General features: G+C 30.8%; 21 protein-coding genes. 6 read left to right on the forward strand and 15 right to left on the reverse strand.

The window, feature by feature from the left end; all coding sequences use genetic code 11:
• Window positions 1-9 precede the first annotated feature (9 nt).
• Together C3E89_RS01890 and C3E89_RS01895 are read left to right on the forward strand one after the other, a co-directional pair.
• A complete protein-coding gene (locus C3E89_RS01890; RefSeq protein ID WP_236910803.1) occupies window positions 10-480 on the forward strand; it encodes a DsrE/DsrF/DrsH-like family protein in 471 nt (156 codons plus the stop codon).
• 149 nt (window positions 481-629) lie between these two features.
• Window positions 630-1,949: a D-serine ammonia-lyase gene (locus C3E89_RS01895; protein WP_236910804.1), complete on the forward strand. Its 1,320-nt coding sequence runs from the start codon at window positions 630-632 to the stop codon at window positions 1,947-1,949.
• 82 nt (window positions 1,950-2,031) lie between these two features.
• Here the strand turns inward: C3E89_RS01895 and C3E89_RS01900 are convergent, their stop codons facing one another.
• Genes C3E89_RS01900 through C3E89_RS01915 form a run of 4 tightly spaced genes read right to left on the reverse strand, consistent with a single transcriptional unit; the run spans window position 2,032 to window position 4,572 of the window.
• Complete coding sequence (locus tag C3E89_RS01900; RefSeq protein WP_236910805.1) at window positions 2,032-2,691, reverse strand: ABC-2 transporter permease; 660 nt, start codon at window positions 2,689-2,691, stop codon at window positions 2,032-2,034.
• Between the two features lie 12 nt (window positions 2,692-2,703).
• A complete protein-coding gene (locus C3E89_RS01905) occupies window positions 2,704-3,336 on the reverse strand; it encodes an ABC-2 transporter permease (protein WP_236910806.1) in 633 nt (210 codons plus the stop codon).
• A 4-nt stretch (window positions 3,337-3,340) separates the two neighbouring features.
• Entirely contained in the window at window positions 3,341-4,195 is an 855-nt protein-coding gene (locus C3E89_RS01910) for an ABC transporter ATP-binding protein (protein ID WP_236910807.1), read from the reverse strand.
• Window positions 4,196-4,197: 2 nt separating this feature from the next.
• A complete protein-coding gene (locus tag C3E89_RS01915) occupies window positions 4,198-4,572 on the reverse strand; it encodes a GntR family transcriptional regulator (protein WP_236910808.1) in 375 nt (124 codons plus the stop codon).
• A gap of 219 nt (window positions 4,573-4,791) precedes the next feature.
• Here C3E89_RS01915 and C3E89_RS01920 point away from each other — a divergent pair, with 219 nt between their 5' ends.
• Window positions 4,792-5,346 (forward strand): biotin transporter BioY, encoded by a 555-nt coding sequence (locus C3E89_RS01920; protein WP_236910809.1) that lies wholly within the window; start codon window positions 4,792-4,794, stop codon window positions 5,344-5,346.
• A gap of 23 nt (window positions 5,347-5,369) precedes the next feature.
• On the opposite strand, the gene C3E89_RS01925 is transcribed toward C3E89_RS01920, so the two are convergent.
• Window positions 5,370-6,407, reverse strand: a complete 1,038-nt coding sequence (locus C3E89_RS01925; RefSeq protein ID WP_236910810.1) for an HD-GYP domain-containing protein — start codon at window positions 6,405-6,407, stop codon at window positions 5,370-5,372.
• Window positions 6,408-6,523: 116 nt separating this feature from the next.
• The gene (locus C3E89_RS01930; protein WP_236910811.1) at window positions 6,524-7,507 is read right to left on the reverse strand and encodes a biotin--[acetyl-CoA-carboxylase] ligase; all 984 of its coding nucleotides are present in this window, start codon (window positions 7,505-7,507) and stop codon (window positions 6,524-6,526) included.
• Window positions 7,508-7,639: 132 nt separating this feature from the next.
• Between C3E89_RS01930 and C3E89_RS01935 the strand changes: the two genes are divergently transcribed.
• Window positions 7,640-9,433: a DUF2207 domain-containing protein gene (locus C3E89_RS01935; RefSeq protein WP_236910812.1), complete on the forward strand. Its 1,794-nt coding sequence runs from the start codon at window positions 7,640-7,642 to the stop codon at window positions 9,431-9,433.
• 121 nt (window positions 9,434-9,554) lie between these two features.
• On the opposite strand, the gene fni is transcribed toward C3E89_RS01935, so the two are convergent.
• The 8 genes from fni to C3E89_RS01975 all read right to left on the reverse strand — a co-directional run bounded on the left by fni (window position 9,555) and on the right by C3E89_RS01975 (window position 20,122).
• A complete protein-coding gene (gene fni, locus C3E89_RS01940; RefSeq protein WP_236910813.1) occupies window positions 9,555-10,583 on the reverse strand; it encodes a type 2 isopentenyl-diphosphate Delta-isomerase in 1,029 nt (342 codons plus the stop codon).
• Window positions 10,584-10,595: 12 nt separating this feature from the next.
• Window positions 10,596-11,567 (reverse strand): LCP family protein, encoded by a 972-nt coding sequence (locus tag C3E89_RS01945; protein ID WP_236910814.1) that lies wholly within the window; start codon window positions 11,565-11,567, stop codon window positions 10,596-10,598.
• Between the two features lie 118 nt (window positions 11,568-11,685).
• The gene (locus tag C3E89_RS01950) at window positions 11,686-12,867 is read right to left on the reverse strand and encodes a cation:proton antiporter (protein ID WP_236910815.1); all 1,182 of its coding nucleotides are present in this window, start codon (window positions 12,865-12,867) and stop codon (window positions 11,686-11,688) included.
• Between the two features lie 20 nt (window positions 12,868-12,887).
• Entirely contained in the window at window positions 12,888-13,226 is a 339-nt protein-coding gene (locus C3E89_RS01955; RefSeq protein ID WP_236910816.1) for a hypothetical protein, read from the reverse strand.
• Between the two features lie 50 nt (window positions 13,227-13,276).
• The gene (locus tag C3E89_RS01960; protein WP_236910817.1) at window positions 13,277-13,891 is read right to left on the reverse strand and encodes a DNA-3-methyladenine glycosylase; all 615 of its coding nucleotides are present in this window, start codon (window positions 13,889-13,891) and stop codon (window positions 13,277-13,279) included.
• A gap of 75 nt (window positions 13,892-13,966) precedes the next feature.
• Complete coding sequence (locus tag C3E89_RS01965) at window positions 13,967-14,536, reverse strand: DJ-1 family glyoxalase III (RefSeq protein WP_236910818.1); 570 nt, start codon at window positions 14,534-14,536, stop codon at window positions 13,967-13,969.
• 136 nt (window positions 14,537-14,672) lie between these two features.
• Complete coding sequence (locus C3E89_RS01970) at window positions 14,673-15,665, reverse strand: hypothetical protein (protein ID WP_236910819.1); 993 nt, start codon at window positions 15,663-15,665, stop codon at window positions 14,673-14,675.
• Between the two features lie 191 nt (window positions 15,666-15,856).
• Complete coding sequence (locus C3E89_RS01975) at window positions 15,857-20,122, reverse strand: 2-hydroxyacyl-CoA dehydratase (RefSeq protein WP_236910820.1); 4,266 nt, start codon at window positions 20,120-20,122, stop codon at window positions 15,857-15,859.
• A 291-nt stretch (window positions 20,123-20,413) separates the two neighbouring features.
• Between C3E89_RS01975 and C3E89_RS01980 the strand changes: the two genes are divergently transcribed.
• Both C3E89_RS01980 and C3E89_RS01985 read left to right on the forward strand, forming a co-directional pair.
• Entirely contained in the window at window positions 20,414-21,271 is an 858-nt protein-coding gene (locus C3E89_RS01980; RefSeq protein ID WP_236910821.1) for a CPBP family intramembrane glutamic endopeptidase, read from the forward strand.
• A gap of 120 nt (window positions 21,272-21,391) precedes the next feature.
• Window positions 21,392-22,876, forward strand: coding sequence for an FAD-binding oxidoreductase (locus C3E89_RS01985; RefSeq protein ID WP_236910822.1), 1,485 nt, complete (start codon window positions 21,392-21,394; stop codon window positions 22,874-22,876).
• A 38-nt stretch (window positions 22,877-22,914) separates the two neighbouring features.
• On the opposite strand, the gene C3E89_RS01990 is transcribed toward C3E89_RS01985, so the two are convergent.
• Window positions 22,915-23,235, reverse strand: a 321-nt coding sequence (locus C3E89_RS01990) for a LysM peptidoglycan-binding domain-containing protein (RefSeq protein WP_236910823.1), incomplete at its 5' end; no start/stop codon positions are given.

Raw genomic sequence — 23,235 nt, forward strand, 5'->3', positions numbered from 1 at the left:
GGGTTTCTAGTGAAGAAAAAAATGAATATCCTAATGTTTAGTGGAGAATACGATAAAGCATTGGCTGCATTAATTCTTGCTAATTCTGCAAAAATGATAAATATGGACGTAACCATATTCTTTGCCTTCTGGGGATTACTATTAGTAAAGGAATCCAATAGTATGGAAGACAAAACTACCTATGAAAAGATGTTTGCCAATATGGCACCAAAACATATTGAAGAATTACCCTTATCTAAAATGAATTTTGCAGGAATAGGGAAAAAAATGTTAACAGAGATGATGGAAGAAAGTGATACTCCAAAGCTAAAAGATTTTTTAATGGGTGCCATTAATAAAGGGGTAGAATTTAAAGCTTGTAAACTTTCCTGTGAAGTAATGGGGTTTAAGGAAGAAGAACTACTTAAAGAAGTAAAGATAGTCACTGCAAAAGAATACTTAGTAGACGCTATGGATTCAAATATTCAGTTATTCATATAATTGAATGCTTAACCAAAAGACTTAGAATAAAGGATGGAATATATGGTAAGTGAGACAAGTTTGTTTTTGACTCACTTTCTTTTTCTTTAATTATATTAACTAATAATATATACTTAATATTAAGATATAAAAGGAAAGGAGAAATATATTTGAAAAATAAGCCTATAATAAAAAAAGATTTACCCTTACTAAATGATATCCAAAACTTAAAAGAAGTGTTTTGGATAAATAGTAATTATACTAATTTCGATAATCTAGTAGACAATTTACCCATTTCTTATAGTGATATTCTTGATGCAGAAAAAAGATTAAAAAGATTTGCACCCTATATAAAAAAGGTATTTCCTCAAACTATTGAAGGCATTATTGAATCACCGATATCTCCAATTAATTCCATGAAATCAAAAATTGATAAAATCTATGATAAAAGGATATATGGCAATTTAATACTTAAAAGAGATGATTTGCTCCCCATTGCTGGCTCTATCAAGGCAAGAGGAGGAATATATGAAGTATTGAAACATGCAGAAACTTTAGCTATTAAAAATAATTTATTATCCATATATGACGATTACTCTATATTAGCAGAAGATAGATTTAAAAACTTCTTCTCCAATTACATAATCCAAGTGGGCAGTACTGGTAATTTAGGATTGAGTATAGGGATAATGAGTGCAAAAATTGGATTTAAGGTAAAGGTTCATATGTCCCAAGACGCAAAGAAGTGGAAAAAGGATTTGCTTAGAAGTAAAGGGGTAGAAGTAATAGAATATTCTTCTGATTATTCAAAGGCTGTAGAAGAAGGTAGAAAGCAATCAGAAAGTAATCCTAATAGTCATTTTATAGATGATGAAAATTCTAAAGACCTATTTCTAGGATATGCTATAGGTGGCTTAAGAATTAAAGAACAATTGGATAAAATGGAAATAGTAGTAGATGAAAACCACCCTCTATTTGTATACCTTCCATGTGGAGTAGGAGGCGGGCCTGGCGGAGTAACTTATGGATTAAAATTCATTTATGGTGATAATGTCCATTGTTTTTTTGCCGAACCTACCCACTCCCCAGCTATGTTACTAGGTCTTATGACAAAGCTCCACAATAAAATATCTGTAGAGGATTTTGGATTAGACAATATAACTGAAGCCGATGGATTGGCAGTTGGTCGCCCTTCATCCTTTGTAGGAAAAGTTATGGACAAACTGCTAAGTGGTATATTTACCATAGGTGACAATAAATTATATACATTTTTAACAGTTTTAGCGAATGAGGAAGAAATTTTCTTAGAGCCTTCAGCATTGGCAGGATTTTTAGGACCAGTATTTTTATCAAGTGAAGAAGGAGAAGAATATCTAGCAAAACAAGATATTTTAAATAAAAGGGATAATATCACCCATATGTGCTGGGCTACCGGTGGAAGCTTAGTACCCGAAAGTATAATGAAGGAATATTATAGAAGGGGTAAATAATACAGTACCATATCATTCTCAATCCAGTGAAGAATCCCAGTTTAGAGATCCTTCGCTGGCATTGAGAATAACAAAAGTAAATTTAAAATTCCCTTTTTAAATAAATCTTTTTAGATACTTGTAAGGAGATATAAAACATTATTAATGAAAATACTAATAAATAAATATTCAATTTATTGATATTTATAGAAATTATCTTTTCTAACTTACCTATTGCCTCCAACTTTTTTATAAACTTACTTATTATACTTGGTCCTATCACCATCACTATCCATAATATCATATTAAAACTTCTAATTCCCTCGCCAACTTTAAAATAGAAAGGATAGTATATGGAATAAAATATTAAGGATATATTGGCTACAACCAAAGCATTCCATAAGCTTGCACTCATACTATTATCAACAATGTATAAAACAGAAATAGCTTTGGTAAATAATAGTATAATCCCAGATCCTAATATTATAAATAATATAAGAGTTAAATATTTACCCCTAACTATATCTTGCCTATCTATAGGAAAGCTATTGATGATAATTCCGCTTTTAGATTTATCATCGTAACCGTTGGTATATATGACTAACATAAATATTAATATAATCATTCCAAGAACATATAGTAGATTAGCTATCATATTATCAGGCATAGTAAGCCCCATGGCAGCAATAAATAATGCATATATTCCTCCGAAAATATTTATCTTTTTTGATAATTTCAAATCCTTTTTTACTAAGTTAAACATAATTTCACTCCTTTATAAATCCCTACTTTGGTAGAGCTTCATAGATAATAATAAGGAAGCCATATACATTATTATGGATACAAACACCATGCTTTTCCCCTGAAATAATCCTATTTTTTTTACTAAAGATTCATCTCCCAAAGCCCCTAAATTTGCCATGCCAATAAAGAAACCTATGAATACTATCATATGGAATATCCGTGCAATATTAGGTTCAAAATAGAAATAAGCAGGAAATACTATAGATGTAGTAAACATTATTATAGGAATAGCCTTAATAATCATTTCTATGTTGAAATAATCCACATTTTTTATTCCTGTGGCATTAATTATCCACAAATAAACCCCAGCATACACAATAGTCATAATAAAATATACAAATGTAGACAAATATTTGTAAAAGACTATGGTTCCTCCATTTATAGGCAATGAATTTATAATATTCCTCCCCTTACCATCCATATCATAATGAAAGGATGTTATAGATACAATATAAGTATATGCCACTATTATTGCAAGATATAGCCATTTAGGATCGTAGGAGTCTATTATCAATATTAAAAATGGTATATAAAATAGCATGAAGATACCATCCCGCTTATTACAGAACAATAACATTAAATCTCTTTTTATAATTCCTAACATTTTCTTACCCCCTTACGCTATAAACCATAATATCCTCTAAGGTTGCTTTTTCTATTAATATATTATTACCAAAGATCTTTTTAATCTTCGCTATATTATCTGTAAGCCCTTCGAACCCAACCTTAGTCTCTCTTAATCCTATAAACTCTTTTCTTGTATCCATATTCAAAAGATCTATACCACCTTTAACAATTACATAACTTTCTAATACTTCATCCTTAGACTTCGAGAATACTACTTTTCCTTTATTAATAAAGGTTATATAATCAGCAATCTTCTCTAAATCCGTAGTAATATGAGTTGAGAAGAATATACTTTTATTTTCATCTTGGATAATACTATATAAAATATCTAATATTTCTCTTCTAAATACCGGATCCAATCCTGATGTAGGTTCATCCATAATAATTAGATCTGCATTATGAGATAGAGCTATTGCTAATGAAAATTTCATCTTCATCCCTTTAGATAATGTTTTAATCTTTACTTTTGGATTCAAACCAAATTCATGGATATAATAGTTGAACTGATTATCATCCCATTTTGAATAAAAAGATGCAACAATATTTTTCATCTGTTTAATGGTTAAATCTTCATAATAATAATTCTCATCGTATACGAAGCCTATTCTATCCTTTATCTCTTTCTCATATTTAATATGGTCTTTACCGAATACCTTAATTTCTCCCCCATCCTTTTTAACCAAATTCATTATTAGTTTAATAGTAGTACTTTTCCCTGCTCCATTAGGACCTATAAAGCCCATAATATACCCTGGCTCCAAATTGAAACTTATATCTTCTAAAGTAAAATTTTTAAATTCCTTTCTTAAATTATTTACTTCTAAAATATAACTCATGACTATACCTCCTGAAATAAAATTCTTAACATTTCTTGTATTTCTTCGTAGTTTAATCCTAACAGTTTACTTTCTTCTACTACCTCTGATAGTTTTTTTTCTATGATTTTTAGTTTTTTCTCTCGCATAAGCTCCCTATTTTGCCCTGCTACATAGGAGCCCTTTCCTTGCATGGTTTCAATAAATCCCTCTTTTTCTAATTCATCATAAGCCCTTTTAGTGGTAATAACAGAAATTTGAAGATCCCTTGCCAACCCTCTAATGGAGGGCAATAAATCTCCTTCATTTAGTTCCCCTTTTAAAATCATCCCTTTTATTTGGTTCGATATCTGTTCATATATAGGATCCTTTGAAGAATTAGATACTATGATTTTCATACCCATCCTCCTAATTTTTGGTGTTTATTATGTTTATACTGTCTATATTGTTTATATACAGTATATATTCCATTCTCCTATTTGTCAATAGATAAAAGAAAAATATTTATAAACTCATTGTCAACCTATGCACCCTCGTGGTTGACAATTGAAATAAAATTATTTACAATACTATTGTCTACTTAATTAAAGTTTTGGTTTACATATAGGAGGAATAATATGAAATTATCTGTAAAAGAAATGGTTTCTATATCTTTATTTACAGCATTAACGGCTATTGGGGCTTTCTTAAGCATACCCGTTGGAGATGTACCTATTACATTACAAAGCATGTTTGTTATACTATCTGGACTTCTCCTTGGTCCTAAATTAGGAGCATTGTCTCAGTTAGTATATGTTTTATTAGGCTTGTCTGGAATAAGAATATTCGCCGGATTTTCAGGAGGGCCTCAGACAATCTTTAAACCGAGCTTTGGATTCTTAATTGGGTTTATATTTGCAGCCTATATTGTAGGGAAAATTACAAATAATAGAAGTAAGATAAACTTTAGACGAGTGTTATTGGCAACCCTGACTGGAACTTTTGTTATATATTTATTTGGTGTTCCATATATGTATCTAATACTTAATAACTTATTAGGTGAAACTATACCTTTCTCTACAGCTTTAAAAACAGGTTTTATTATATTTCTACCTGGTGATATATTGAAAGCCATTTTATCTTCCTTAGTGGCATCAAAAATACTTCTAAGAATAAATATACCACAACTATGATAACCCATTAGAAAACTAATGGGTTAACCTGTTATTTCTTCTATTTTTAAGAAATTATATTTTAATAAATTAATATTTTTTTCTTCTATTTGTATTACTGGTTTAGTAATATACTTTGGATGTATAAATTGGATTTTACCTAGCATTCCATCATTTAGTCTTGCTTTAGAATTTACATAAAGTTGAGATATGTTTTTCAAGAATATTTCCAATATGGATCTACTAAATTTATGAATTCCCATATAATAAAACTCTTCAATGGCATCAAAAGGGCTCCTTTTGTTCTTATAAACTCTTTTAGATGTTAATGCATCATATACATCAGCTATTGCAATTATCTTTGCATATAAATTAATCTTCTTCCCTCTTATACCACGAGGATAACCGCTTCCATCTTCTCTTTCATGATGGCTAAGTATAGCTTGCCTAACTTCCTCACTTAAAAAGGATAATCTTTTTGATAATATATATCCATCTATTGTATGTTTTTTAACTATATTGAATTCATCTTCAGTTAATTTACCTTTTTTATTCAATATATCCTTTGGAACTTTTGATTTTCCAATATCATGCAGTAATGCAGCTTGACATAATTCTTTAATTCTTCCTTCATCCAGTCCTATTAATTTTCCTATATATACAGAATATATTGCTACATTTATGCTATGATTGTAAGTATATTCATCAGTATCTTTTATCTTCTCCGTTTGACCTATCATTTGTCTATTTTTATTGATTTCTGTAGATAAAATATTACAAATATGATCTAACTTATTAGGATTTACGCCTTTACTTGCAGCCAGTCGGATAGCTACTTCCTGCATTGCGAAGATATCCTCTTTATAAAATAAAGGTTTAGCATAATTTTTCATGAAGTTACTATTCACTTTAGAAGGATAAACTGGTATTTCCTTTACCTTGAATTTATCTAAAATATTAATGACATATTCATTGATTATAGTGTTTCCCCCTATTAGAATATTGCCTTTATCATCGTAGATATCTTCAATTAATATTTCATCTATTGCTTTTTTCGTTAAACAAAGGATTTTAGCTTCCAATAATTTTCACCACAATTCTAACCTATCTTATCTAAGATTTATCATTGCATCTGATATATTTTATCACATTTTTAATTAAATTGTCCCATTTCTGCAAATTTAGTAGTAATTACCTATTATATATATCCTTTTAATCCTCGAATAGAAACCTCCCCATAGAATATTCTTTCCTTTTCACCATCTTTATATTTAACTATTAAGTTGCCTTCATCATCTATATCTAAGGCTTTGCCAATCCTTTCAGTATCTCCCCTTATAATCCTTACTTCTCTCCCTATCAACATAGAATTTTGTCTACATATATGAATAGATTTAGAAATATCACCTTTTTCTTTGAAAGGAATATAGAGATTTTCAAAATGGTTTAATACCTTAGCTAATAATTTTTTTCTATCTACTTTATTCCCAGTAATAATTTTTAAAGATGTAGCTTTATCAATTAAATCTTCACTAAAATCTTTTTGCTCCAAATTTACATTTATACCTATTCCCATTACCACGTAATTAATTATATTTAGTTCACAACTCATTTCAGTAAGGATACCACAAACCTTTTTTTCATGGACTAAAATGTCGTTAGGCCATTTAATATATGACTTAATTTTCATATCTTCTAACCCTTTATTTACTGCTGCTGCTCCAATTAAAGTCAATCTAGCTGCTTCTGCAGGTATTAACTTAGGTTTTAATATTATACTCATCCATAGACCTTTTCCATTAGGTGAAACCCAACTTTTACCTAATCGTCCTTTACCTTTAGTCTGTTCTTCCCCAATAATAACTGTACCCTCATCTTCTTCCATAGCCATTTTCTTTGCCCTTATATTAGTAGAATCTATACTATCAAAATAATATATATTCCTTCCAACGAAATCTGTAGTTAAGTATTCTTCTACTTCCTCTAAAGTAAGTATATCTGGAGAATATAATAATCTATAGCCCTTTCTAGGTACAGATTCAATCTTATATCCTTCTTCTTTTAATGTGTTTATATGTTTCCAGACTGCAGACCGACTTACTCCCAGTTCATCACTAATCCTTTCCCCAGAAATAAAACTTTCCTTTGCTTGCTTTAGCATTAATAAAATCTTCTTTTTCATAAATTCACACCCTTATCCTTTATTTTATTACAGTTTTTATTTATCTTTATTTCTAATTATATTTTTAATTTTCGTTAACATAAATATGGGTATAATATTAATATAATCTTAGCATAAATTCTTTGAAAAGAGGTGATTTCCATAAAGAAGTCTTTAAAAATTAGTATAACTTTTTTACTTTTTCTATTTGTTCTAGTTAGTTTCCCTCAAAATGGAAAAGCTGAAGATTCCCTTACTATTAAAAGATGGCTAATAGACTCTAAAATCATAGAAAATGGTGATTTAGAAATTAGGGAAGATATTACCTTTAACTTTAATGATAAATTTAATGGAGTATTTAGAGAGATAGTCCTAGCGGGTACAGAAGGAATAGATAATCTTAAAGTAGCAGAAATGGTTAATGGAAATGAAATTATATATTCACATGCTAATAAAGCTGAAAATGGGGATAACCATGTCTTTATGGCTATTAATGATGGAGACAATATCAATGTTAAAATTTTTTCTCCCTCAAAAGACGAAGATAAAACTTTCAGGCTAAACTATACTATAAAAAATGTTGCCATAAAATATAATGATACTGGTGAATTATACTACAAATTTCTAGGAAAGGAGAATAGTACTCCTATTAGTTTTTTTGCAGTTAATATTAGTCTACCACAGACTAGAAATGACAAAGTAAAAATATTCGCCCACGGTCCCTCTAATGGAACTATCCGTTTTCAGGAAGATGATTTAGTGAGATTAGAGATTGAAAATATACCAAAAGACACTTTTATAGAAGGCAGAATACTGTTTCCCATAGATTTCATACCAAATTCGACTAATATAGTCAATAATAATGCATACCATGGTATTATAGAGGAAGAATTGTCATATATAAGAGAAATAGAAGAAAAACAAATTAAAAGAGAAAAAAACAAAAATTTATTGAATAACATATCAATTACAATAGCAGGAATAGGAATGGTTATTATTGCATTAATATTTTCTAGGTTAAGAAGAGATGTGGACATCTATGATACAATGGATTATAATTTATACCCAGATGACTGTACTCCAGCAGTGGCAACCTATCTAACAAGTAGTGTATTAAATACTACTACTATAATGGCTACAATTTTCGATTTAGCTAGAAAAGGTTATATTTCTATTGAAGATAAAGGTGAATATAAAAATAAAACTAATAATTTCGAATTGAAGAAAATTGAAAAGCCTATTAACTCTTTATTAAGTCATGAAGTATTTTTATTGGATTGGTTATTTGATAAAATAGGGAATGGCAATACTGTGACTACAAAGGATATAGAATACTATGGAAAAAAACATAGAACAAGTTTCAGTAATTCTTATTATACTTGGCAGAAAAAGGTTAGAGAAGATACTAAAAGTTATGGTTTTTATGATAATAGGGGTAAAAAACCAGGTATATTCTTAATAATTTTTTCTTCTATTGCTTTTGCTCTTGGGATAGTATCAATAGTTTTTGAAGGATTTTATGGGATTGTTTTATTGTTAGTTTCAATCTTTGCTTTTATATATGGAATGGCTATACTGTTTAGAAAATCTGACTATGGATATATACAGTATAAAAAGTGGAAAGATTTTAAAAAGGATTTGAAATTGAGGGGAGATACTTTAGATATGGAAAACTTATCTTTTCCATTAGAGACAGCGTTAATATATGGTCTAGCTTTAAGGGTAAATATCAACTCTCTAAGGAAATTTAAAACTCTAATTCCAGAAAGTAATACACCTAATCATTGGATTTATTGGTATTATGCTACAGGCTCTAGAGGACATAATTCTTTTGAAAGAAGTTTAAACAGATCCTTTTCTGCTGGTAGTTCATCTACTGGAAGTGGTGGTGGATTCTCCGGTGGAGGTGGCGGTGGCGCTGGAGGTGGCGGAGCTGGAGGGTTTTAGTAATTGACATCGAGAAATAAAGATCCTTCGCTATTTTTCATAATACTATAAAGTTAAATTAGCCAATTGCTACTAAAGCTTGCATACTGAGTACTAGTAAAGGATCTACCATTCATAATTTTCACTCCAACAAATCTTTAAGCTCTCCTTTTACCTTATAGGGGAGCTTCTTCAATTCCTCAATATTTTTACTTCCTGTTAATAACATAAGAACCTTAAATTTATAGGTTAAACCTTCCATATATTTATTAGCTCTTTCATATCCACCTTCTATTAACTCCCTCAATATTCGACCACTAATACCTACTACGCTAGCTCCTAGAACTAAAGATTTCAATATATCTAGACTGGTTCTTATGCCACCACTAGATATTAAAATTAAATCCTCAGATATACTCCTACATTGAATCAAACTAAGGGCTGTTGGAATTCCCCAAGAATAGATATCACTAAAATCTATTTCATCATCCCTTCTATCCTCTATTTCTATAAAGTTGGTCCCTCCTTTGCCTGATACATCTATATGCCTTATTCCTACATCATACAGTCTTTGAGCAACTTCTTTTGATATACCAAATCCCACTTCCTTTACTACAACTGGTTTTTCTATATTCGATACAATCTTTTCAATATTTCTTAAAATTCCTTTGAAATCCCTGTCTCCTTCTTTCATTACTAGCTCTTGAGCAGGATTTAAATGGAGTTGAATAGCGTCTGCCTCTATTAGATCCATTGAAAATTTTACATCTTCTAAAGAAGCCTGGCCACTTAAATTAGCGATGACTACTCCCTTTTCTCCAACTGTTTCCCTTACTATCTTAAAGGAATTATAGCTTTCTCTATCTCTTAATGCTATGGTTTGTGAACCTACTGCCATGGGAATCCCATATTTTTTCGCTATTTTTGACAAATCTCTATTTATTTCCCGGGAAAATTCAGTTCCTCCTGTCATAGCATTTATCATTATAGGATACTCTATGGTTTTTCCTAAAAAATCAGTTTTTCCACTTATTTCATTAAAATTTAAATCTGGTAATGAATTATGCTCTATAAATATATCCTTAAAAAGAGTATCGCTTTCAAAGGTAGATTTTAAATAATATTCAATATGCTCTTTTTTCCTATCCTTTCTCAATACATCTTCTTTCATGAAAACCTCCCTCTATTTGTTTAGTAAATAATTTCCAAATAATTCTTCAACTATTTGCTTAGTCCCTTCTTCATCATAAATAAAATAAGATATACCTCCTATATATTCACCAACTCCAGGTACTACACCTACATTCATATTATCTAAATCTACTTTTTTGACAGTTCCTATGCCTTTTAATATCACATTCATAGGTATATTGGTATCTACATAATCATAATAGGTTTTTATCATTTTAGGTAATCTAATAATATTTTTAGGTTTTAGGGTTTGTTTTATAAACTCTTTCATAAATAATTTTTGATTTTTTATCCTACCTAAATCTCCTTCTTTAGACCTATATCTTAAAAATTTTATTGAATCATCTCCGTCGAGAGTCTTTAGGCCTGGCTGAAAATCGATCAGTAATGGTGGTTTATCCGTTGGATCACTATAATACATCCTTTCAGGTATATCTATTTCCACTCCACCAATAGCATTTACTATTTCCTTTACTGCTAGATAGTCCACCGTTACATAGTATTCCAAATCTATATTCAAAAAATCCTTCACTGTTTTTACTGCTAAATAAGGACCACCGTGAGAATGGGCATGGTTTATTTTTTCCTTTCCTTTTCTCCCTCTTATATTAACTCTAGAATCTCTTGGAATAGACAACATAGTAATATGTCCAGTCTCCAAATTGTATTTACAAAGGATCATTGTGTCAGTTCGTTTTCCTGTAGGTTTATGTCCATCTTCTCCTTCTATCTTCTTTTCCTTTACCTTTGCTACACCACCTGAACCATCTTGATCATCTATACCCATTAATAAAAATAGTATTTCACCTTTTTCTTCTAATTCCTTCTCTGCCTCTAAATCACTGTCTTTTTCTCCTTGATATGCTATAGAATCCTTGTTTAAAATATAATGGCTTGTTGTAGCAAATAAAGCAGAAAAACCTACTAATGCTATTAAAAACGTTATCCAAAACTTTTTCTTCATCTTCATCCCCCCATATATGGCAACCTATATTTCAAATGATACTAAATATAAGGGCGATTTGCAATGACAATAAGGTTACAATTTCAGAACATATGGATTAAGGTAAAATAAAAACAGGTTAATAACCTGTTTTTATCTCTCCTGCTTTTATTAATGCTCTCTTAGTAATCATTGGCCCTAATAGTTCATATATTACAGTTGCAGCCAAAACAATAGTTCTAATTTGTGCTCCATATGGATCAGGTAGTATCCTTTGTGCAACTAAGGACAATCCAATAGCCACCCCTGCTTGAGGTATTAGAGTATAGCCCAGATACTTTCTTATTGTTTCTGGAGCATTTGCTATTTTTGCACCTAAGTAAGAACCGAATACTTTTCCAGCAACTCTAGATAATATATAAGCAATTCCAATTATCCCGACAGATTTTAATATAGTAAAATCCAGCTCAATTCCAGCTATAGTGAAAAAAGCAATATAAATAGGTGGTGTAAATTTTTCCACTGTAGTAAAGACACTTTTATTATTTGGAGTAACATTAACTAAAGTAGCTCCAAGCATCATACAAGCTAAAAGAGACGAAAGATTAAACTTTAAAGTGATGGCCGTTGTAGCAAAAATTATAGCAATAACCGATGATAGAAGTTCGCTTTCTCCTTTTGTTCTTTTAGAAATTAAAATAAGAAGTATTCCCATTAAAAGTCCAAGAGCCAATGCTCCAACTATTTCTATTAAAGGCAATATAATTAAGTTGGCCATTGAAACAGTTGCTGCATTATTAATCAAAGTCGATGCTATAGAAGTAGAAATACCAAAGGCCATTATACAAACTGCATCATCCATTGCAACAACTGGTAACAAGGTATCAACTAAAGGTCCTTTAGCATTATATTGTTTAACCACCATTAAAGTGGCCGCTGGAGCAGTAGCTGAACCTATAGCCCCTATTATAAGACTAAAGAAAAATGGTTGCTTAAATATTAATACCATAGTCAAAGTTATAAATAATACAGCCATCAACGATTGTAAAAAGGTTATTAATACTATACCCTTACTCATCTTTTTTAAATGTGCTAAATTAAATTCACTTCCTATACTATAAGCAATAAAAGCTAAAGCCACTTCCGAAACAATGGAAAATTTGTTCAAGCTTTCCTTAGGTATTATCCCTAAAATCGAAGGTCCAATTATTAAACCTGCTATAAGATAACCCGTAACATTTGGCAACTTAAATTTACTTAATATCTTAGCTACAAATATTCCTGCCATTAATATAACAGCTAAATAAAATAATATATTCATCTTTTGTTATTCCATCTCCTTTATTTTGTCAAACCTTCTACTTGATTTACTGGTAATGTGAACATAATTCCAGTATTTTCTTCATTTATATTACCTACTACTTTCCTTATACATTCCATTGCAATAGGTATTTTTTCATCTTCCAATACCATGAATATAGTTTTATTAATGGGCCTATTTTCATTTAATATGGCTTTTAGCGAACCAAATAGGGGTATTTCTGAATGTTCATCCGCCAAAGTTCTAACCATACCCATGCTATCGATAATAGTTCCGCCTCGAATGCCATTATCATTTAGCTCCAATAACAATGCATCCAACTTTTGGGTTTTGTTGAGAACCAATATTAATATTTGCATAATAATTCGCCTCCATTTTTTATATTACTCCTATAAAAATAATTTTTCAATTATTTTTTTACTACGGATACATAAGGATTCCCTTCTATATAAAATCTATAGGGATAATCTTTGGCTTCTTCCCCATAATCTATTCCAATCCTGGTAGTTTCAATGATATTAAAATTATCATCATTTCCCTTTTCCAGATATAATTTATTTTTACATAGATCTTCTTTATCTAGAGTTTTATCTATATTAAAAGCCATAGAAAGTTTTCCTGGGCCATTGGTAAGGTTTTTTTTCTGGTTTTTATTTAAATTAGCATAGGTTTTTCCAAACCTATTTTTAGACATTTCATCTAAACCTTCTAAAGGTTGTATGCCTCTTATTAAAACTGCTTCTGGTATTCCTACTTCTTCCGTCACTATATTAAAGCAATAATACATTCCATATATAAGATAAACATAGGCTGTACCAGGCATTCCATACATGGTTTCTACCCTTTTGGTTCTCTTTCCTCCATAAGAATGGGCTGCCTTATCCCTAAGACCAAGATAAGCTTCCGTTTCCACAATTATCCCTTTTAATTTTTGTCCATTTATGTTGTGCACTAATACTTTACCTAGTAATTCCTTTGCTACAGTAATCGTATCTCTACTATAAAAACTCCTATTTAGTTTCATACTTTCACTCCTTTAAATATGCTACTTTTTATTATACCTCTTAAAAGAAAAAAATAGGCGTGAACCGCCTATTTTTTAAATATTTCTTTCTACCATATCTAATAAAATATCCTTTGCTAATTCCTCTCTCTTGTCTTCTCCTACTAAATTTTCCACCAATTTTAGTGCAAAATAAACTGCTACTGCAGGACCTCTTGCTGTTATAATATTTCCATCCTGAACCACTAAATCATCCTTATATTGGCTTTCCTTTAAATCATTATCAAATCCGGGATAAGAAGTAACCTTTTTGCCTGTTATTATTCCAGCTCTCTGTAATACTATAGGACCAGCACATATGGCTGCTATTAGCTTTTCTTCTTGATTAAATTCTTGAACCAACTCTATTACCCTGTCATTATCCCTAAGGTTAGTAGCCCCTGGTAATCCCCCCGGAATAACTAAGGCGTCATAATTTTTTATTCTATCTACTTTGCTTAAATCTTTATCCGATTCAACTGTTATCCTATGAGCCCCAGTCACCCTTCTCTCACCGTTAATAGAACAAGTATCTACTATTATGTCCATTCTACGTAAATAATCCACTGTTGTTAGAGCTTCTACTTCCTCAAATCCTTCTGCTAATAATAGTAATACTTTTTTCATTTAAAATACCTCCTTATAAATATCCTCGTATATATTATATACCATTAAGAAGGCATTTAAAAACTTTGGATAGCTAAAATAAAAATAAGGCCTAGCTCTTTATATTATTGGGGGTAGAACTAGGCCCTTGGTGGGCTTATTTTTGATCTTCTAACGTAGCAATAGCTTCACTATGAACTTCAGTCACTCTAGAAAGCACATTTTCATCTATTATATTTTGATTTTCACCTATAATATCTATATATTTAGAAACTACTTTAGATGTTACAGTTTCATCCATATTTCTTACTTTTTTATAGCTTGATAATACCTCATCTTTTATTTCCTTAGATTCATAATCATATATAGGAGTATTGCTTGAACCTTCTAAATAGAATTTTAGATATACCCCATAAAGCCTTAAAATCTCTTCATATTTTATACTATTTGGATATTTTAAAATGTAATTTTCTGTTTTAACAAGTCTTTCTGCTAATTGATCAAAAGAAATGACCAATCCTGCATCTAATATGGTAGGCATACTAGAATCCATAGACTTTAAATCTATATATCCCTTCATCTCATCTGATATATGATCATTATAAGTTTTTAATGCTTCATAGTCAATAATTGGATAAAAGGCCCCTTCCATATTGATAAGTTTATATTTACCTTCCTTTATATTATTAACTAATTCTTTTAAATTCCCATTTTTTATCTCTTCTATCTTTGAGTTATCGAAAAATAAATAATCTTCGATTTTAGCTTCACTATGCTGAACTTCAGAAAGAGTTAGTAACTCCATCTGGTGTTCCTCCATAAATAATTTTTCTGTATATCTTTCTATATATCCTTCTTGGACTTCTTCTAATTCTTTTATCATCTCTGTAGCATTCTCTATTTTTACTTTATCTATATTTTCATCTATGAATTTCACTAATACAAAAGGCTCATTGTCACTCTTAACCATTGTTTTGAAATCCTTTATTATCTTTTCCTCATCTTTTTCAATGGAAATCTCTGGTTTTGGCTCTACTTTATCTACAAGCTCCCCATTACCTTTATCTACACCCTCTCCGCCACATGCTGCAAGCAAAGTAAGTAATAGAATACTGACGATAAGCATAAAAGCTATAGATTTTTTATTCATAATTCCTACCTCTTTCATTTTTTTGTTATTCCTATTATACCCTTTAATCCAAATTTATTATGGATTACTATACTTAATATACCAATTATGCATATAAAAGTTGTTACAAAGGGGTTACAATATATTTACAATTAAAAATCCAGCCTCCCTTTATTCAGAATAAATTTTACTGAACTAGGAAGGCCTCTGTCTTAACTTTCCATATTGTATGCTTTAGTATTGTATTCCTTTTTTTCTTCTACGTTGTCATGGGCAGTTGATAGCATTAACTTTATTCTATTCAATTGATTTACTTCGCTAGCACCAGGGTCATAGTCTATAGCAACTATATTGGCCTGAGGATATATACCCCTAATGGCCTTTATTACCCCTTTACCAGTAATATGGTTTGGTAAACATCCAAAAGGTTGGGTGCATACTATGTTTTCTGCACCAGTTTGGATTAACTCTAACATTTCTGCTGTAAGCAACCAGCCTTCCCCGTATTGATTACCTATAGAAACCAACCTTTCAGCTTCCTTTACTAATTCTTCCACAGTTAATGGTTCATGGAACCTATTAGATTTTTTTAAGGCTTCCCTTACAGGTTTTCTATAGTATTCAATATACTTTATAGCTATATCGCTACCTATTTTAGGCAATAAACCTTTTGATAAATATTTATATTTATATGTTGCATTATAGCCAGAATATAGAAGAAAGTCGGTTAAATCCGGTACTACTACTTCTGCCCCTTCAGATTCTAGTAAGCCTACTAGATTATTGTTAGCCATTGGGTGATATTTTACAAGTATTTCTCCTACTACCCCTACCTTTGGTTTAACTAAACTTTCATCTATTTCCAACTCATCAAAATCTCTCACCATCTGATAAATATTTTTTACATATTCTTCTTTATCACCAGTTTTTACAGCTTGGGAACATTTCTCAATCCAATGCTCTGCTAATAAATTTGCTGAACCCTTTATCTTTTCATAAGGTCTTACCCTATATAATAATCTCATTATAAGATCTCCGTACAATACAGCCATTACTCCTTTTCTACCCATTTCCAAAGAATAGGTAAATCCCGGATTGGTTTCAATTCCTTGGGCAGATACAGCAATCACTGGAATATGGCCAAAACCAGCATCCTTCAAAGCTTTTCGAATAAAACCAATATAATTGGAAGCTCTACAAACCCCACCAGTTTGGCTCATTAAAAGAGATACATTGTTTAAATCATATTTCCCTGATTTTAATGCAGCTATATACTGACCTACAGTTATTATAGAAGGATAGCAAGCATCATTATTTACGTATTTTAATCCTTCATCGATGGCTTTTAAATCCATTGCAGGTAAAAACTCTATATTATATCCACAGGAATTTAATGCTTCTTGTAATATTTTAAAATGTATAGGTGCCATTTGAGGCGCTAAAATAGTATGTTTTTCCCTCATTTCCTTAGTAAATGGTATTTTTTCTATTGGTTTATATTTATCTTGGATTGTAAAACCACTCTTTGCTCTTTCTTCCAGTGCTGCATAAAGGGATCTTACCCTAATTTTAGCAGCACCTAAATTGCTGACTTCGTCTATTTTTAAAACTGTATATATCTTTTCATGGCCATGGAGTATTTCTTCTACTTGATCTGTTGTTACTGCATCTAAGCCACAACCAAAGGAATTTAGCTGTATAAGTTCTAAATTCTCTTGAGTAGCTACAAAAGATGCTGCTCTGTATAACCTAGAATGATATACCCATTGATCTAAAACTCTAAGAGGTCTTTCTGTCTTTGCTAAATGGGATACGGAATCTTCTGTCAACACAGCCATTCCCAAGGAAGTAATCAATTCCGGTATCCCATGATTAATTTCTGGATCTATATGGTAGGGTCTTCCTGCTAAAACAATCCCTTTTAACCCTTCCTCTTCCATTATTTTTAAAGTTTCCTCACCTTTTTTTTCTATATCTTTCTTATAAGCCATTAATTCATTCCAAGCTTTATCTACAGCCTGCCTTATCTCTCTATATGGTATATCAAAATCCTTTAATTCGTCCCTTAACCTTTTTTTCAATCCTCCCTTATCATCAAAAGATATAAATGGATTTAAAAATAATATATCCTCATGCATTACCTCATCTACATTGTGCTTAATAACCTCTGAGTACCCAATTACAACTGGACAGTTTACATGATTATCCACTTCTTTGTCTTCCTTATGCTCATAAAACACTGCAGGATAAAAAATAAAATCTATATTTTTTGATATTAAATCCATTATATGCCCATGGGATATCTTAGCTGGATAGCAAGCAGTTTCACTTGGTATAGAGCTTATTCCTTTTTCATATACTTCTCTATTGGATTCAGTAGACAATACTACTCGAAAACCTAAATCTGTGAAGAAGGTATGCCAGAAAGGATAATTCTCATACATATTTAATACCCTCGGTATTCCTACTGTTCCCCGCCTTGCTTCCTCTTTAGGCAAAGACTCATAATCAAAGGTTCTATTATATTTATATTCATAAAGATTTGGAATCTTTTTAGTTCCCTTTTCTATTCCTGCTCCCTTTTCACATCTATTACCTGTGATATATCTTTTCCCATCAGAAAAAATATTTATTGTTAGTGAACAATTATTGCCACATCTTCCACAGTTGGCTCTTTTAGTCTTATAAGTAAAACTATCCAATTCATCCTTTAGTAATATATTGGATTCTATTCCTTCTTCAAATCTTTCCTTCGCTATTAAAGCAGCACCTAAAGCTCCCATAAGCCCTGGTATATCTGGTCTTACCACCTTCCTACTAGATACCAATTCAAAGGACCGTAAAATTGCATCCCCATAGAAAGTGCCTCCTTGAACTACAATATTCTCTCCTAGTTCCCTTGGATCCCTAACCTTAATTACCTTCTGTATTGCATTTTTAATTACTGAATAGGAAAGACCTGCAGCAATATCTCCAACAGTAGCCCCTTCTTTTTGAGCCTGCTTTACTTTAGAATTCATAAACACAGTACAACGAGAACCTAAATCCACAGGGTTTTTAGCCAATAATCCTTCATTTAAAAAATCCTCTACAGACATGTTTAATGAATGAGCAAAAGTCTCTAAGAAAGAACCACATCCAGAAGAACATGCCTCATTTAAAAGTATGCTATCTATAACACCATTCTTTATTCTCATACACTTCATATCCTGACCGCCAATGTCTAGGATAAAATCTACCTTAGGTTGGAAAAAAAGAGCCGCCTTATAATGGGCCATAGTTTCTACTTCTCCTATATCTATACCTAATGCAGCTTTAATAAATTCTTCTCCATAACCAGTAACAGTAGAGTAGGTAATCCTCTCTCCTTCTGGAAGTTTATCATATATCTCTTTTAAAATTTCAATGGTTAAATCTAAGGGTTTCCCTCTATTGTTTCCATAGTATGAGTAAAGGATATTGTTATCTTCATCAATAAGAATAGCTTTAGTTGTAGTAGAACCAGCATCAATGCCAAGATAGCATTTACCACTGTGGGTATCAATATCCTTATACTTCATTTTATGAGTTATGTGTTCTTCCCTAAATTCCTTTAATTCCTTTTCATCTATAAATAAGGGTCTTAAATTTCTAATCTCTGATTCTATAGGTTCTTTTGAATATAAAGATCTATTTTTCAGTTCCTCAAAACTTATAGTTTTCTCTTCCTTAGAAGCAACGGCTGCTCCTATAGCAACAAACAGTTGGGAATTATCCGGAAAAATTATTTCATCTTCAGATAATTTCAATGTTTCTATATACCTTTTCCTTAATTCAGATAAAAAATGTAATGGTCCTCCTAAAAAAGCAACCTTTCCTTTGATAGGTCTGCCACAGGCAAGATTAGATATGGTTTGATTAACTACAGATTGAAATACAGAAGCTGCTATATCTTCTTTAGATACTCCTTGATTGATCAATGCTTGAATATCAGTTTTTGCAAATACTCCACATCTAGAAGCAATAGAATATATATTATCATGATTCTTTGCCAATTCATTTAATCCTTCTGCATCAGTTTCAATTAAAGATGCCATCTGGTCTATAAAAGCCCCAGTACCACCAGCACAGATGCTATTCATCCTCTGTTCTACATTTCCATCTAGATAGGTAATCTTTGCATCTTCTCCACCTAGTTCAATGGCTACATCCGTTTCTGAAATGAATTTTCTAATTCCAGTAGTAGAAGCAACCACTTCTTGAATAAAAGGGATGTTTAACCATTTATGAACAGAAAGCCCACCTGAACCTGTTACCATAATAGTCACAATTTCATTTTTAAATCTTTTATAAGCATCTAATATAACATTTTTTACACTGTTCCTCACATCAGAATAATGTCTTCTATAGGTACTATATACAATATCATAAGATGAGTTTAGTACCACTAATTTAACAGTAGTAGAACCCACATCTAAACCTAAACGTAAATTTATCATATCTTCGCAGTTAACTGCTTTACCCCCTTGTCTTTATAATGCATAGCAGCAACAATCTTATCTACATAATGTAATTAGATTAAATGAATTATAGCATAGTTGATTATTAATTACAAATATTGTTAATCCCTTAATTTTTAGCATATCCTTCAAAAACCTTATTACTTTTATTATTGATAATCATTAGGTCCATTATCTATCCTTTAAGTATATTATACTACATATTTCTTTTAGTTGGAGAATAAGTAAACTTCATGTATAATAATATTATAAGACTTAAAGGAGATGCTTATGGAAAGTAAAGTATTAAGACAGGAACGTAAAATATATAAAGTAAATCTTTTCTACATGTGTGTGATTATATGGTCTATAGTGGTACAATTTTTACCTATACCTTTTAATGCATATCAATATGTAGCTTTTTTAGTACCCATTAGTATATATTTATTCATCAATAGAAAATATGCAGAAAGAATTTTAAGGCCTAATATATTGGATTTTAAAAGTACTATTATCATCTTTGCTATCTGGTTTTGCACCTTACCAATTATGGTATCAATTGTCACTTTATATACTAAATTATTCGGAGATACATTAGCAGATATTATAGCCAATGATTCCCATGATACTTTTATAGGAAACCTTTTATTTACTGCTGTAACTCCAGCCATATTTGAAGAAATGCTTATGAGGGGTATTATATTAGATGGATATAGGAATAAGAGTAATTTTGTTGCAGCATTGATGAATGGCTTGTTATTTGGAATGCTTCATCTAAACTCCTTCCAGTTTTTCTATACTTTTATAGCAGGTTTTATAGCCAGTTATTTAGTATTTGCTACAAACTCCATATTTGCAGGAATGATAATCCATTTTATAAATAATGGTTTCCCCATATTTTTGAACTATTTGTATCCATCAGACCCTAATGTAGGATATGCATCTAGTCCAAGTTTTATCAATTGTTTTGTATCATTAACATTTTCGGTAATTACCATATATATGCTTGTACGATTGTTAGCTAAAGTAAATGGCATAAATCTTAAAAAGGGAAAAAACATATCCGACGAAAAGATTTTTAATACACCTTTAATAATAAGCATTGTATTATTTATATTGTTTAGCATACTTTTAATAGCTCTATTATGAATAAAACTCCCAACTAGGGAGTTTTGTTTTTAAAATTATCCCCTTTACAAAATTACTTTAACCAGCTATAATATCCATATACCCCCCAGTAGTATGATATTAATCATAAGGAGGTTCTAAATGGATAATTATTATATTAAAACTAATCGAACTTTCACTAATATTAGAAAGCACGCTTGGATATTTACAGTGTTAGTGGCTATTGGAGGCTTATGGGAACCAAAATTAGGATTACTGGTAATTTTAATTATGCTTGGTTTAACTACTACTTCCTTCTTTACTGGTAGGTATTGGTGTGGAAATTTTTGTCCCCACGGCTCCTTGTTCGATAGGATAACCATGCCTATAAGTTTAAATAAAAAAATACCTAAATTTTTGAAGTCCAAATTCATAGTTGTAGGATTTTTTATATTCTTTATGTACAATTTTTCTAGAAAAATAATTAAAGTATCAAATTTTTGGGGAACCTATGGTTTTTTTGATAAACTAGGCTTCGTATTTGTTACTACTTATTTAATGGTTTTAGTAACAGGTGGATTATTTGCTATACTAGTTAATCCCAGAACCTGGTGCCAATTTTGTCCTATGGGTACTATACAGAAACTATCTCATGCACTAGGTAGATCCGTTGGAGTGGCTAATAAAACTGAAAAAAAGGTTACCATAGAAAGTTTAGACAAATGCCATAGCTGTGGAAAATGTTCTAGAGTTTGCCCTTTTCAATTAACTCCTTATTTAGAGTTTTCAGCCAATAATCAATTTGAAGATATTAATTGTATTAAATGTGCTACATGTATTGAAAACTGTCCAGCAAATATTTTATCTTTAAAAACAAAAGAAGAGGCATGGGAACTAAAGGAAATAGTTTCTACTAAAGGTTATGAAAATAGGCAAAGAATAGAAGCAAAAATTATAGATATTAAAGATTTAGCTACAGATGTGAAAGAGTTTACTTTCTCCTTTATATCTCCTGAAAAGGTAGATTACAAAGCAGGACAATTTATTTTAATAAAAATCCAAGATGAACCTAAAACCTTTAGAGCTTATTCCATCTCTTCTTTTAACGAAGATAATACTAAACTAAGTATCATAATTAAAAAGGTGGAAAAAGGATATGGAACTAATATAATATTTAATGATCTTAAAGTGGGAGATATAGTTGAATTAGAAGGCCCAATGGGTGATGAATTAATAGTGGATAATTCTGCTGAAAAAATATTATTCATTGGAAACGGAATAGGGATTACCCCCTTTATCGGTCTAACTAAGGATGTGTTAACAAATAATCCTAGGGTAAAAGATATAAAACTTTTGGATGGTCAAAGATATGAAAATGAATTTTTATACAGGGATTATTTTGAATCTCTAGATAAAGAAGAAGATAATTTTGAATATATTCCTATGGTTTCCCGGGATAAAAATACCTCTATAAGGAAAGGCTATGTCACTCATGCCTTAAAAGACATGGACTTGAAAGGATATAAAGTTTATATTTGTGGTTCCAAAAATATGGTTATAGATAGCTACAATATTTTATTAAAAAAAGGAGTTAAAGAAGAAGATATATTCTATGAAAGCGAAGAAAAAATCTCAATAAATAATTAGAAAATTTAAAAAGCCCAAAATGGGCTTTTTAAATTTTCTTAGAAGCAAAATACAACACATCTTCTAGGAATACATATTACCTGACCTATTTGTAAGTTATTTGGATCTATTCCTGGATTTGCATTTATAATCTCTTGAACTGGTACATTAAATCGTTGAGCAATTGTAAACAATGTATCTCCCGGTCTTATTGTGTAATAAAATCCATTTGGACATGGTGGTAACGGAGGTATTGGTGCTGCTTGTGGTATACATATTATTTGACCTATTTGTAGATTGTTTGGATCTATTCCTGGATTTGCATTTATTATTGCTTGAACCGATACACCAAATCTTTGACTAAGTGCAAACAAGGTATC

Origin of the sequence: Clostridium sp. Cult1, from assembly GCF_021655095.1 — a bacterium.
In the GTDB taxonomy this organism is placed as follows: domain Bacteria; phylum Bacillota; class Clostridia; order Tissierellales; family Tepidimicrobiaceae; genus Schnuerera.

Coding starts and splice junctions, on each gene's coding strand:
- C3E89_RS01900 (WP_236910805.1), bottom strand. CDS start 2,691: ATGTTTAACTTAGTAAAAAAGGATTTGAAATTATCAAAAAAGATAAAT.
- C3E89_RS01905 (WP_236910806.1), bottom strand. CDS start 3,336: ATGTTAGGAATTATAAAAAGAGATTTAATGTTATTGTTCTGTAATAAG.
- C3E89_RS01910 (WP_236910807.1), bottom strand. CDS start 4,195: ATGAGTTATATTTTAGAAGTAAATAATTTAAGAAAGGAATTTAAAAAT.
- C3E89_RS01915 (WP_236910808.1), bottom strand. CDS start 4,572: ATGAAAATCATAGTATCTAATTCTTCAAAGGATCCTATATATGAACAG.
- C3E89_RS01920 (WP_236910809.1), top strand. CDS start 4,792: ATGAAATTATCTGTAAAAGAAATGGTTTCTATATCTTTATTTACAGCA.
- C3E89_RS01930 (WP_236910811.1), bottom strand. CDS start 7,507: ATGAAAAAGAAGATTTTATTAATGCTAAAGCAAGCAAAGGAAAGTTTT.
- fni (WP_236910813.1), bottom strand. CDS start 10,583: ATGAAAGAAGATGTATTGAGAAAGGATAGGAAAAAAGAGCATATTGAA.
- C3E89_RS01945 (WP_236910814.1), bottom strand. CDS start 11,567: ATGAAGAAAAAGTTTTGGATAACGTTTTTAATAGCATTAGTAGGTTTT.
- C3E89_RS01950 (WP_236910815.1), bottom strand. CDS start 12,867: ATGAATATATTATTTTATTTAGCTGTTATATTAATGGCAGGAATATTT.
- C3E89_RS01955 (WP_236910816.1), bottom strand. CDS start 13,226: ATGCAAATATTAATATTGGTTCTCAACAAAACCCAAAAGTTGGATGCA.
- C3E89_RS01960 (WP_236910817.1), bottom strand. CDS start 13,891: ATGAAACTAAATAGGAGTTTTTATAGTAGAGATACGATTACTGTAGCA.
- C3E89_RS01965 (WP_236910818.1), bottom strand. CDS start 14,536: ATGAAAAAAGTATTACTATTATTAGCAGAAGGATTTGAGGAAGTAGAA.
- C3E89_RS01970 (WP_236910819.1), bottom strand. CDS start 15,665: ATGAATAAAAAATCTATAGCTTTTATGCTTATCGTCAGTATTCTATTA.
- C3E89_RS01975 (WP_236910820.1), bottom strand. CDS start 20,122: ATGATAAATTTACGTTTAGGTTTAGATGTGGGTTCTACTACTGTTAAA.
- C3E89_RS01980 (WP_236910821.1), top strand. CDS start 20,414: ATGGAAAGTAAAGTATTAAGACAGGAACGTAAAATATATAAAGTAAAT.
- C3E89_RS01985 (WP_236910822.1), top strand. CDS start 21,392: ATGGATAATTATTATATTAAAACTAATCGAACTTTCACTAATATTAGA.